Here is an 11963-nt window from a genome sequence, read left to right on the forward strand (position 1 = left end):
CGATGTGGACGAGAGTGCTGGTCGGGAGGGGGCGCCGGATCGGCTCGACGGCCGGCAGCCGCTGGCCCGTCAGCCAGCGGCGGTGGTGCTCCTCAGCCGTTCGGCCGGGGTCAGCCGGACACCACGTGGGCGCGGAACGCCCAGGCGACGACCTCCACGCGGTTGCGCGCACCGATCTTCGCCTGCACCGACGCGAGATAGGACTTGATCGACGACACCGAGACCTGCAGCTCGGCGGCGATCTCGGAGTTGCTCAGTCCGCGCGAGACCTGCCGCACGACGTCGAGCTCGCGGTCGGTGAGCAGACCGGCGTCGGTGTCCGGCACCTGCGGGGCACTGCGACCCAGCACCCGCAGCACGACGGAGGGGGAGACCAGCACGTCACCGCGAGATGCGGACCGCACGGCCTCCACGAGCAGCGCCGGGCTGGCGTCCTTGGTGAGGAACCCGCACGCGCCGTTGTCCAGTGCCTTGTGCAGGACTTCGTCGGTGTCGAACGTGGTGACCACGACGACGCGGGTGTGCGGGGCGAGCTGCCGGGTGACCTCCAGACCGTCCAGTCCCGGCATCCGCACGTCCACCAGGCACACGTCCGGACTCAGCGCACGGGCCCGTTCGACCGCGCTGATGCCGTCGGCCACGTCCGCGACGACGGTGATGTCCTGGTGGGCTTCGAGAATCAGCCGGAAGCCCGTCCGGACCATGTCCTGGTCCTCGGCGATCAGCACGGAGATCACGCACGCACCGCCAGCGGCAGCTCGGCCGTCACGAGCCAGCCCTCGCCGGTGGCACCGGCGAAGAAGCGGCCGCCCAGCTCGCTCACCCGTTCCCGCATGCCCACCAGCCCGAACCCGCCCGAGTGCGCCGGCCTCGCGGTGCCGTTGTCCACAACGGACAGCAGCACGGCGGTCGCGGTCAGCCGCACGTCGACCTCCACGCTCGTGGCGTCGTGCGCGTGTTTGCGCGTGTTCGTCAGCGCTTCCTGCACCAGTCGCAAAACCGATCTTCCCAGTTCCGGCCGCACGTCCTGCGGCAGCTCGATGTTCGTCTTCACCGGCAGTCCTGACTTCTCCACCAGTTCCCTGAGGTCTGCGGAGAGGTCGCTCGTGCCCTGCGTGGCCTCGGCGTCGCGCAACGCCCGCACCATCGCCCGCATCGCCCCCAACGCGTCCGTGCCGCCGTTCACTATGCCCGGCAACATTCCACACGCCGCATCTTTGTCCCCTTCGGACACCACGACGGCGGCCTGCGCCTGCACCAGCATGCCGGTGACGTGGTGGGCCACGACGTCGTGCAGCTCCCGCGCCATGTCCAGCCGCTCCTCCCGCCGCGCGCGTTCCTCGGCCGCGGCGGCGAGTTGGGCCTGCGTGCGGTCGCGCATCCGCAGCAGGTACCCGACGCCTGCCGCCGTGAGGGCCACGAGCACGACGCTCGGCACGGCGATGGGGTAGAGGTACTGGACCGTCCGGACGTACGCGGTGAACACGCTGGTGGCCAGGAGAGCGGCGGTGCAGATCGCGGCGGTCGCCGGGGGCGCTGTCCACACCAGCACGACGATCAGCGCGGCGAGAGCGACGGCTTCGGACGCGGTCAGCGGCATCTGGTCGAGCCGCATCAGCTCGGCGAGCCCGGATCGGTGGTGCCGCGACGCTTCCCAGGGGTCGGGAGCCCGCATCGTGACAGCGAGGCTCGCCAGGCACGCGGAGACTGTCGCGATCACGTGGTGGTGGGCGAACGCTGCTGCTGCGACGACGACCGCGATCAGCCCCAGCGTCGTCCACTCCTGGCCCCGGGGCGGCGCGGTGAACACGACCTGGACCGCGAACACGGCGATGATCAACGCGGCGACGATCCAGTGTCGGCGATAGCCAGGCATGATCGCGATCGTAGGAGCAACGGGTGGTGCCTGCTCTCCACCTTCCGGCCGAGGGGCCTGTCCAGTTGGCCAGGTGAAACGCTACTCAACGTTTTCCATCAAGAGTCAACATTGTCTTTCCGGCGGTTGTCCGTCATCCTCCCCGTCAGCAGTGTCGCGGCAAGCTGGGATCGGGTGGCATGAACTCAACAGGATCGAACAACTCCGGGGTGTGGTCGGCGCCGGGCCGGGTGAACCTCATCGGCGAGCACACCGACTACAACGACGGGTTCGTGCTGCCGTTCGCGATCCCGCAGCGGACTCGGGTGGCCGCGACAGCACGCCAGGACGGTGTGCTCACGCTGACGACCGTGGTGGACGGCGAGACGGTGACGGCCGCGCCGCTGCACCTCGCCGACCTGGAGCCGGGGCAGGTGCGGGGCTGGACGGCGTATCCAGCCGGGGTCGCGTGGGTGTTGCGGCAGCAGGGGATCGGCGGCGGCGCGGACCTGGTGATCACCGGGGACGTGCCGCACGGGGCCGGGCTGTCGTCGTCGCACTCGCTGGAGGTCGCCACCGCGCTGGCGCTGCTCGGTCTGGCGGAGGTCGACGCGTCCACGAGCGACGTGGCGAAGTGGGTGCAGCAGGCCGAGAACGACTTCGTGGGCGCGCCGACCGGACTGCTCGACCAGACCGCGTCGCTGTGCTGCACGTCGGCCCACGTGCTGTTCCTGGACGTGCGGTCGGGGCGGCAGGAGCAGGTGCCGTTCGACGCGGCCCGGCACGGCCTGGAAGTGCTCGTGATCGACACTCAGGTGAGCCACTCCCTGGTCTCGTCGGGGTATGGCGAGCGCCGGGCCGGCTGCGAGGAGGCCGCGCGGCTGCGGGGTGTTGCCGCGGTGCGGGACTTGGCCGACGCGGACGGTCTGCCGGAACGGTTGCAGCCGCTCGTCCGGCACGTGCTCTCCGAGAACGCGCGGGTGCTGGAAACCGTTGCGCTGCTTCGGGAAGACCGGTACGCGGAGATCGGGCCGCTGCTGAGCGCCTCGCACGCCAGCCTGCGGGACGACTACCGGGTGTCGTGCACCGAGCTCGACGTCGCCGCGGCGGCCGCCGAGCAGGCCGGTGCGCTGGGTGCGCGCATGATCGGCGGCGGGTTCGGCGGCTCGGCGATCGCGCTCGTGCCGGCGGAGATCCGCGCGGACGTCGAACGTGCGGTGCTGGAAGCCTTTGCCGCGCGTGGTTTCCGGCCGCCGCGGATGTTCACCGCGACGCCGTCGGCAGGAGCCGGCCGGGACTTGTGACTCCGGGCAGTCGGACCGTGACGACAAGACCGCCGCCTGGGCGAGGCGCGAGATCCAGAGCCCCGTCGTGGGCCCGGACGACGCTGGCCACGATGGCGAGTCCGAGGCCGGCCCCGGCGTGCTCGTCGGCGCGGGTCCGCCCGGCGCCGCGGTGGAACGGCTCGGTCAAGGTCGGCACGAGGTCGTTCGTGAGCGGCTGACCCGTGTTCTCGACCCGCAGCACGCTCGCCTGGTGCTGCTGTTCGGTGTGCACGGTGATGCGGCCGGCCGGTTCGTTGTGCACGATCGCGTTCTGGACGAGGTTCGTCACCATGCGCAGCAACAGTTCCGCGGAGCCGGGGGTCCAGGCCGTCGCACCGGTGACGTCGAGCGTGATCCCGCGCTGTTCGGCGAACGGCAGCAGCGTCTCGGCGGCTTCCTCGGCGAGCAGCGACAGGTCGACCTGCGCGCGGGTGAAGCTCCTGCGGTCGCTGCGGCTGAGCAGCAGGAGTGCCTCGGTGAGGTCGATCGCCCTGCTGTTCACCACGTGCAGGCGCTCGATGAGCTCGCGCGTCGGTTCCTCGCGGGCCACGTCGAGCAGCGACTGCGTGATCGCGAGCGGGGTGCGCAGCTCGTGCGAGGCGTTGGCGGCGAACCGCTGGTGTTCGGCGACGTGCGACTCGAGCTGTTCGAGCATCGTGTCGAAGACGTCGGCCAGCTCGCGGAACTCGTCCGTGCGGCCTTCCAGCCGGACCCGCTGGGACAGCTCGCCGTTTGCTGCTTGGCGTGCCACGTCGGCGATCCGGGTGAGTGGCGAGAGCATCCGGCCGGCCAGGAACCAGCCTCCTGCGAGGCCGACCACGGTCAGCCCGGCGAGTGCGATGGCGGCGGGTGGGGCGAAGGTGCGGGACAGCAGGTACAGGTTGGGGGAGACGCCGAGCAGGCCTTGGTCGTTGTCGGGCACGAAGCGCAGCAGGTACATCCAGACCACAGCCAGCAGCACGGCGCCGGTGAGCAGCACGAGGCCGGCGTAGCTGAGCGTGAGCTTGAGGCGGGCGCTCACGTGTCGATCCGGTAGCCGACGCCCGGCACCGTGGCGATGATCCACGGTTCGCCGAGCCGTTTGCGCAGCGCCGACACGGTGATCCGGACGGCGTTGGTGAACGGGTCGGCGTTCTCGTCCCAGGCCCGCTCCAGCAGCTCCTCGGCGCTGACGACACCGCCCTCGGCCGCGACCAGGACCTCGAGCACGGCGAACTGCTTGCGGGTCAGCGCGACGTAGCGCTCGTCGCGGAAGACCTCGCGGCGGAACGGGTCCAGTCGCAGCCCGGCGAGCTCGCGGACCGGCGGCCGGGCGTGCGCGCGCCTGCGGTCGAGGGCACGCAGGCGCAGCACCAGTTCGCGCAGCTCGAACGGTTTGGTCAGGTAGTCGTCGGCGCCGAGCTCGAACCCCGAGGCCTTGTCGTCGATCCGGTCGGCCGCCGTGAGCATCAGGATCGGCATGCCGCTGCCGGAGGCGACGATGCGGCGGGCGACCTCGTCACCGGACGGGCCGGGGATGTCGCGGTCGAGCACCGCGAGGTCGTAGGAGTTGACGCTGAGCAGCTCCAGTGCGGTGTCACCGTCACCCGCGACGTCGGCCGCGATCGCTGCCAGCCGGAGCCCGTCCCGGACGGCTTCGGCCAGGTAGGGCTCGTCCTCGACGATCAGCACGCGCATGCCCGGCAGACTAGACAACGCGGTATATCGGCACCGTATTCTCCGGCGTGCGCCACCAGTGGTACGACAACATCGACGCCAGCCCGGCTCCGGCGGTGTTGAGCAGCACGTCGTCCACAGAGGACACCCGGTCCAGCAGCAGGACGTACTGCGCGACCTCGACCAGGAGAGAACAGCTCGCCGCGAGCGCCAGCACCCGTCCCAGCGATGCCAGTTGCGCGAACCGCAGCGGGACGAAGAAGCCGAGCGCCGCGAAGATCAGCAGGTTGCCGATGATCTGGCCCTCGTCCATCGACACCAGGTCGGCGAACGGCACCAGGCTCAGCACGCCGTGCTTGCCGGGTTCGTTGCCCGGCAACAGGGTCATCCACACCCACGGCACCGTTCCGTGGACCATGCCGACCTCGGCGAACGACCTCCGCCAGCGGTGCGCGGTGCCCTTGCGGCGCCAACCCAGGATCACCGCGATCAGCAGCGCCACCGGCAGGGAGAGCACCATCAGGGCCGCGACGCCGGTGTAGGTGCCGACCCAGTCGTGCCAGTCGTTGAGCATGCCTCCACTCAAGAGGGGCGGCCGTTGCAGGGTCGTATGAGCTTTTCGATATGCCCGCGATATGCAACTGGCTCTATAGCTTCAGTGTTGACTAAATGCAGCTGTCAACCGTGAGGACAACCATCCGAACGACCCGATGTGAGCCATCCTCGACGCAGCTACGTTGGCCTGACCCTGCATACCCTGCGAAGGAGCCCAACGGTGCGAAGAAGATCCCTGCTCTCCACCGCGTTGACGACACTGGTCGTCGCGGCGGCGATGGTCGTCCCTGCGGCCGCCGCCCCCACGACGGTCCTGGCCGCTCCCGACATCGACATCGCCGCGGTCAAGCAGCACCTCGCGCAGTTCCAGACCATCGCCACGCAGAACGGCGGCAACCGCCGATCGACGTCGGCCGGCTACCGGGCGTCGGTGACCTACGTGAAGGACAAGCTCACGGCGGCGGGCTTCACCGTCACCGAGCAGCCCTGCACGTCCGGCTGCAGCACCGGCGCCGGGCCGAACGTGATCGCCGAGTGGCCCGGTGGCAACGCGAACAACGTCTACATGTTCGGCGCCCACCTCGACGGCGTGTCCGCGGGCCCCGGCATCAACGACAACGCCTCGGGCTCCGGAGCGCTGCTGGAGGTCGCTCTCGTCCTGGCCAGGACCAACCCGACGATGCTCAACAAGGTCCGCTTCGCTTGGTGGACCGACGAGGAGCAGGGCCTCAACGGCTCGGAGTTCTACGTCAACCGGTTGCCGTCCACCGAGCGCACGAAGATCAAGACCTACCACAACTTCGACATGATCGGGTCGACCAACGGCGGCTACTTCATCAACAACATCAACGCCGCCCAGTCCACGCACATGAAGGCGTACTGGAACTCCCTGGGCCTGCAACCGGAGGAGAACGTCGAGGGCGTCGGCCGTTCCGACGACGCGTCCTTCAGCAACGCGGGGATCCCGGCGTCCGGCTACGCGATGGGCGCGAGCCGTCAGAAGACCGCAGCCCAGGCCTCGAAGTGGGGTGGCACGGCGGGCAGATCCTTCGACCCGTGCTACCACCAGTCCTGCGACACCACGGCCAACATCAGCGACACGCATCTCAACCGCGCGGCCGACGGCATCGCCTACACCCTGTGGGCGTCGGCGGTCAGCGGCACGCCGGGCGCCGACTTCTCGGTGGCGGTGTCGCCGACGTCCGGCTCCGTGGCGGCGGGTTCGTCGGTGTCGGCCACCGTGCAGACCCAGACGGTCAGCGGCTCGGCACAGTCCGTGCAGCTGTCGGCGTCCGGATTGCCTTCCGGCGCAACGGCTTCGTTCAACCCGGCCTCCGTGACGACCGGCGGCAGCTCGGCGTTGACGATCAGCACCACGACGTCGACCCCGTCGGGCACCTACCCGGTCACGATCACCGCGACCGGCACGGTGACGCACACCGCGACCTACTCCCTGACGGTCACCGGTGGCCCCGGCGGCAGCTGCAGCGGCACCAACCCGAACGACGTCGCGATTCCGGACGTGGGTGCGGCCGTGGACAGCGACATCGTGATCTCCGGGTGCTCCGCGACCCCGTCCACCGCCTCGACGGTGGCGGTGAACATCCGGCACACCTACATCGGTGACCTGACGGTGGCCCTGATCGCACCGGACGGCTCGTCGTACTCGCTGCACAACCGGTCCGGCGGCAGCACCGACAACATCAACCAGACCTACACCGCCAACCTGTCCGGTGAGGCCGCCAACGGCACGTGGAAGCTCCGCGTCCGCGACCTCGCGGCGGTCGACGTCGGCAACATCGACACCTGGACGCTCAACCTGAACCCGTAAGACGCTGGTCGTGCGCCCTGCCCGTGTGGCCGGGCGCACGTTCACAACCAGCGCTTTCCGTGAAAGATAGCTCAGAAATAGATTGAACCGTTTTCGTTCTTGACGGCTCAGTCGGCCGGGACAACACTGCCTCGACAACTGCTCACAACACGGCGCCGGGGGTCGACGTTGCCGGGTCCAGGAATCGTCCGCCGCTTCTGGTGGGGCGCGAACCAGCACGCGAGGGTCGCCGTGATGTGCCTCGGTGTCCTCACCGCGCTGGCCACCACCGCGGCAGCGGGCTTCCTCGGTGACCCGGCTCCGCAGCAAAGCGTGCCGGACGCCGGGCGCGGTGTGGTGCACAGAGGCGACTCGTTCGAGGTGACCGTCCACACGGTGTCCGATGTGGACCTGTTCGAGGGCACGGAACCCGCCACCGCGCTGCCGTTCCACGCGCGGGTCGTCGGGGTCGGCCGGATCGCGGACTGCTGGCTGCCGGAGTCCCGGGCCACCGCGCAGAACCTGTTGCGGGGCAAGACCGTGCGGCTCACCGTGAAGAAGGACGTCGACTCCGACAGCGATCGGATCGCCGTCGACGTGCAGCTGCCGAACGGGCTCGACTACGCCCAGACCCTCGTGCACGACGGCATGGCGCCGGCGGACCCGTCGTCGCGGGACGAGCTCGCAGCGGTGGAAACCGTTGCCCGGCAAGAAAACCGCGGTCTCTGGGCAGCGGCGTGCACCCGCATCGAAACGGCGCCGTCCACTACGACTTCATCTTCCACTCCGGCCCCAACGACGACGACCACGACTACCCCTCCTGTAATCACGACGGAGACCACGGCGCCGCGACCGCCCAAGCCGCCGGTCACGACCACGCCGCCGGATGACGAGTGGGACGACGACATCTGGCTGGGCAAGATCTGTTTCAAGGAAGGCGCGCGGCGGACGTCACCGAACGGCGAGGAGATGGTCTGCGCCCGCAACGGCCGCAACCAGCTGAGGTGGCGTCGTGCGGACTGAGGACGGCATCGACCTGTTCAGCAAGCCGGCCGAGCCGGCGCCCGTCGAGGCGCTCGGCAAGCCACCACGCGGCCTGACCGACGACGGCTGGGTGCGCACGACGGGCTGGCTGCAGGTCGGCGACCACCCGGTGAGCTCGGTCCACGTCGCCGCGCTGGCGGGTCTGCTGTGGGCGCTGGCCGGTGCGGCCGTGCTGGTTCAGGATTTTCCCGTTGCCGCAGGGGTTCTGGTGCTCGCGACGCCGGTGCTGTTCGGCTTCGCGTGGTGGCTGTTCATCGCGTGGGTGCGGCCGGCTTCCGTGGCGCGCAACGTGCTGGCGAAGCGCGCGGACGAGTTGGCGCCGGGCGACCTCGTCCGGCTGTACGGTTCGATCGGGCCGGTCGCTCAGGTGGCCGAGGTTTCCGTGTCCGGGGACGTCGGCGTGACGTTCCAGGGCGGGCTGCAGGAGTCGTGGGCGCCCGACCGGGTGGTGCACGTGGCCGAGTTGCTCAGCTGACTACCAGACCGGCACTCGGGAGTTCGTCCACTGCGTGCCACCGCAGGCCTGGCACGCCGCCTCGAAGGTCGTGCAGCGCTCGACGCCTTGCGCTTGCAGCTCGACGAAGTGCACGTAGGGCTCGCGAGCCGTGGTGGTGCCGTCGGTGACCATGCGCGGGATCGCCCAGCTGGCCCACGCGGTGGCAGCCAAGTTCGTGAGGTCCGTTGCCCGGACGAATTCCTGACCGCAGCACCGGCGTTGGTGCAGCCGGACGTCGTGGGTGAAGATCCCGTGCACCTGGACGAATCGTTCGGGCGGTTCCGCAGCCGTCAGTGCGGTGATGTGGGCGAGTTGGGCTGTCGACGTCTCCACCCAGATGTCGCCGAGCATCCACCGATCGTTGAAGGAGCCCATCCCGCCGAACGCGCGACGGTGGTGATCGGTGCGTCGGCTGGTTCGCCAGAGCTCGACGTCTTCGCGCATCCACGCCTGCCAGTGCTCGTCGCCGGCCTCACCGAGGGCGTCGACGAGCGCGACGAGGGCCCGTTCGTACAGCTCGCCGGCCAGGCCCGCGGCGACGGCCAGCACCGGCGGCTCAACCGCAGACGCGCTCAACCAGCACCTGCCAGCTGTCGATCAGGTTGCCGACCACCGGCTCCGGCCCGTCTGCGGAGCGCAGGTACAGCAGGATCGGCCCCTCCAGCGCGGCCACCAGCTGCAACGCCAGGGTGCCGCTGGCCGCCACGTCCGGACACGCCTCGTTCAGCAGCATCTGCACGTGGAACAGCGACGGGCTGTCGTTGACCGATTGGCCCGGGTCGAGCGCCGCGCGGGCCAACACGGTGTGCTCCATCAGGAACTCCAGCCGCGCGCGGCCGAACGCGACCAGCCGCTCGACCGCCGGCGCGCCGGGACCCAACGGTGGCGGGCCGCTCAGCACCCGCGCCTGGAACTGCCTTTCCTCCTCGTCGAACAGCGCGAGGAAGATGCCCGCACGGGTGCGGAAGCGGCGGAACACCGTGCCCTTGCCGAGCCCGGCGCGTTCGGCGAGGCCGTCCATCGTGACCTTGTCGGCGCCCAGCTCGGCGACCATCTGCCGGGCGACGTCGATCAGGTGGGCGCGGTTGCGCGCGGCGTCGGCCCGCTCCTCGCGGGGTTGGCCCAGCGGCAGCGCGACAGGTTCCACGTCCGGAACGCTACCCGCCCGCACGGGTTCGGGATGAACGGCGCTTCTGTGCACCTGAGGTGGACAGAAGCGCCGTTCATCGCTTCATGGCCGCAGATGCTCGACGACCACGCCGTGCTCCTCGGCCAGCCGCTCGGCGATCAACGAACGGTGACACGCCTCCGGATCGGCCTCGACGCAGAACAACGCCGAAACCGAGCCACGAGGCACGATCGGCGCCAGGTCGGCGCGAGCGAGAATCTCGACGAGGTAGTGGCGGACGTACTCGGCGGCGAGCTCGTGCCGGGACCGCTTGCCGACCCCTTGGCGATCGTCCTCCGCGTACTGGAGCCGGCGCATCTCCGTGGTCGGCGCGAGCTCCGGGTGGTGCTCGTAGCCGATACCGGCTTCGGCCAGCAGAGCCTGCAACCGCTGCGAGTTGGCCCAGGCGTACTCGGGCCCGCGCACCCCCGCGGCGCTGGCGCACGTCGAGCAGCAGGCGGACGTCCGCCTGCCGCAACCGCTGCAGGAACGACTCGGCGTCGAAGCCGTACACGCCGATCGTCACCACTTTGCTCACCCGACGGCGGTCCCTTCGAGTTCGACCAGCAGGCCGGGGAGCGCGAGCCGGGTTACCCCGAGCATCGTGGCCGCCGGCGCCACCCCGGCGGCACCCAGCCGCGCCGCCAGCACCCCGTAGTGGGCGAACAGCAGATCGACGTCCGTGGTGTAGACGTTGAGCCGCACCAGGTTCGCGAGCGACATGCCGGCCTCCTCGAGCACAGCTTCGAGGTTGTCGAGGCTCAGCGCCAGTTGAGCGGCCATGTCGCCGTCGTGCTGCGGCTTGCCGTCCTCGCCCATCGCGGCCTGGCCCGAGCAGTAGAGGGTCCTGGTGTGCCCGGAGACGAGCTCGCCCTGGTTGAACCCCAGCTCGGCCGACCACGACACCGGGTTGACCGCCGTTCGTTGCACTGCCACTTGAAAACTCCATTCGACTTGGTGCAGACAGCCTCTCAACCAATCACGACATCTTGTGTCGTGTTTTCCGGTAGTTTCCGATCATGCGCGCCGACCGGTTGGTCTCGCTCGTGTTGCTGCTGCGCCAACGCGGCCGGCTGTCCGCCACAACCCTGGCGCGCGAGCTGGAGGTGTCCACCCGGACCGTGTTGCGCGACATCGAGGCGTTGTCGGCAGCAGGTGTCCCGGTCTACGCCGAACGCGGCCGGCACGGCGGGTTCGCGCTGTTGCCCGGTTTCCAGACGGAGCTCACCGGGCTGAACCACGACGAGACCCTCGCGCTGCTGACCTCGGGCGTGTTCGGGCTGGGCTCAGCGCTCACCTCGGCCATGCGCAAGGTCGTCGACGCGTTGCCGGAAAGCCATCGCGACGTGGCCGAGCGGTTCCTGGTCGAGCCCGAGACCGACCTGCTGTCCCGGCGAACGCCCACCGAGGAGGTGCCCGCCGCGGCGATGGCCGAGATCCGGCGTGCGGTCCTCGCCGGACACCAGCTGCGCATCCACTACGCGGCCACGAACCAGCCGCCGCGGTGGCGCACGGTCGACCCGATCGGACTGGTCACGGTCCGCGACCGCGGCTACCTGCTGGCCACGAGGTCCGGCGCCGACCGCACCTACCGGCTCTCCCGCGTGCTGGCCGCGGAGGCGCTCGAAGAACCGGCGCAACGGCCACCCCAGGTCGACCTCGACCGGGTCTGGCGGGAACGCTGCACGCAGTTCCTGTCGAGCGGTCACATCGCCGTTCTGGTTCGCGTGCAACCGAACCGGCACGAGGACCTGCTGAAGACCGCGGTGGCCGTCCGCACGGCCGAACCCGATGCGGACGGTTGGCTGAAGCTTGAGGCGACTTTTCAAGATCTGTGGCACGCCGAATGGGCGCTGTGGCAGCTTGGTGTGCAGGCGGAAGCTCTGGCGCCGCAGTCGTTGCGCACCGCTCTGCACGATCGCGCGGCGGCCATCGCAGCCCGCTACCGCCCGTCTCAGCTGGTGGTTTGACAGTTGACAGTCGAGCCGGGGTGGATTAATCAGTCATCCGAGGTGGACGGGGCCACCTGACGGCATTCCATGGCTACGAGGTGG

14 protein-coding genes are annotated in these 11963 nt (G+C 69.9%); 5 read left to right on the top strand and 9 right to left on the bottom strand.

Annotated features, from left to right (window positions below; genetic code table 11):
- Positions 1–110: 110 nt before the first annotated feature.
- Together DI276_RS48125 and DI276_RS48130 are read right to left on the bottom strand one after the other, a co-directional pair.
- On the bottom strand, positions 111–737 hold the full coding sequence (locus DI276_RS48125) for a response regulator transcription factor (RefSeq protein ID WP_112276967.1): 627 nt from the start codon (positions 735–737) through the stop codon (positions 111–113).
- Positions 734–1876, bottom strand: a complete 1143-nt coding sequence (locus DI276_RS48130) for a sensor histidine kinase (protein WP_112276969.1) — start codon at positions 1874–1876, stop codon at positions 734–736. Before DI276_RS48130 ends, DI276_RS48125 begins: the two co-directional genes overlap by 4 nt.
- A gap of 179 nt (positions 1877–2055) precedes the next feature.
- Here DI276_RS48130 and galK point away from each other — a divergent pair, with 179 nt between their 5' ends.
- Positions 2056–3159, top strand: coding sequence for a galactokinase (gene galK, locus DI276_RS48135; RefSeq protein ID WP_112276971.1), 1104 nt, complete (start codon positions 2056–2058; stop codon positions 3157–3159).
- Here galK and DI276_RS48140 read toward each other — a convergent pair.
- The 3 genes from DI276_RS48140 to DI276_RS48150 are packed head-to-tail and all read right to left on the bottom strand — an operon-like array spanning position 3119 to position 5410.
- The gene (locus DI276_RS48140; protein ID WP_232837431.1) at positions 3119–4201 is read right to left on the bottom strand and encodes a sensor histidine kinase; all 1083 of its coding nucleotides are present in this window, start codon (positions 4199–4201) and stop codon (positions 3119–3121) included. The genes galK and DI276_RS48140 overlap by 41 nt on opposite strands.
- Complete coding sequence (locus DI276_RS48145) at positions 4198–4857, bottom strand: response regulator transcription factor (RefSeq protein ID WP_112276974.1); 660 nt, start codon at positions 4855–4857, stop codon at positions 4198–4200. The genes DI276_RS48140 and DI276_RS48145 overlap by 4 nt, the downstream gene beginning before the upstream one ends.
- 10 nt (positions 4858–4867) lie before the next feature.
- The gene (locus DI276_RS48150; protein ID WP_112276975.1) at positions 4868–5410 is read right to left on the bottom strand and encodes a VanZ family protein; all 543 of its coding nucleotides are present in this window, start codon (positions 5408–5410) and stop codon (positions 4868–4870) included.
- 201 nt (positions 5411–5611) lie between these two features.
- On the opposite strand from DI276_RS48150, the gene DI276_RS48155 reads away from it, so the two are divergent.
- From DI276_RS48155 to DI276_RS48165, 3 genes are all read left to right on the top strand, one after another.
- Positions 5612–7222, top strand: a complete 1611-nt coding sequence (locus tag DI276_RS48155) for a M28 family peptidase (RefSeq protein ID WP_232837432.1) — start codon at positions 5612–5614, stop codon at positions 7220–7222.
- 234 nt (positions 7223–7456) lie between these two features.
- Positions 7457–8224 (top strand): thermonuclease family protein, encoded by a 768-nt coding sequence (locus tag DI276_RS48160; RefSeq protein WP_112276977.1) that lies wholly within the window; start codon positions 7457–7459, stop codon positions 8222–8224.
- Positions 8214–8720, top strand: a complete 507-nt coding sequence (locus DI276_RS48165) for a hypothetical protein (protein WP_112276979.1) — start codon at positions 8214–8216, stop codon at positions 8718–8720. Before DI276_RS48160 ends, DI276_RS48165 begins: the two co-directional genes overlap by 11 nt.
- Here DI276_RS48165 and DI276_RS48170 read toward each other — a convergent pair whose 3' ends face one another.
- The 4 genes from DI276_RS48170 to DI276_RS48185 all read right to left on the bottom strand — a co-directional run bounded on the left by DI276_RS48170 (position 8721) and on the right by DI276_RS48185 (position 10839).
- Positions 8721–9317 (bottom strand): DUF6966 domain-containing protein, encoded by a 597-nt coding sequence (locus tag DI276_RS48170; protein WP_157985399.1) that lies wholly within the window; start codon positions 9315–9317, stop codon positions 8721–8723.
- A complete protein-coding gene (locus DI276_RS52870; protein WP_232837433.1) occupies positions 9298–9888 on the bottom strand; it encodes a TetR/AcrR family transcriptional regulator in 591 nt (196 codons plus the stop codon). Before DI276_RS52870 ends, DI276_RS48170 begins: the two co-directional genes overlap by 20 nt.
- 84 nt (positions 9889–9972) lie before the next feature.
- Entirely contained in the window at positions 9973–10335 is a 363-nt protein-coding gene (locus tag DI276_RS48180) for a DUF488 domain-containing protein (RefSeq protein WP_232837434.1), read from the bottom strand.
- A gap of 108 nt (positions 10336–10443) precedes the next feature.
- Positions 10444–10839, bottom strand: a complete 396-nt coding sequence (locus DI276_RS48185) for a RidA family protein (protein WP_112277043.1) — start codon at positions 10837–10839, stop codon at positions 10444–10446.
- A gap of 89 nt (positions 10840–10928) precedes the next feature.
- Here DI276_RS48185 and DI276_RS48190 point away from each other — a divergent pair, with 89 nt between their 5' ends.
- Positions 10929–11879 (top strand): helix-turn-helix transcriptional regulator, encoded by a 951-nt coding sequence (locus DI276_RS48190; RefSeq protein WP_112276983.1) that lies wholly within the window; start codon positions 10929–10931, stop codon positions 11877–11879.
- Positions 11880–11963 lie beyond the last annotated feature (84 nt).

Source organism: Lentzea terrae (genome assembly GCF_003265345.1).
Taxonomy (GTDB): domain Bacteria; phylum Actinomycetota; class Actinomycetes; order Mycobacteriales; family Pseudonocardiaceae; genus Lentzea; species Lentzea terrae.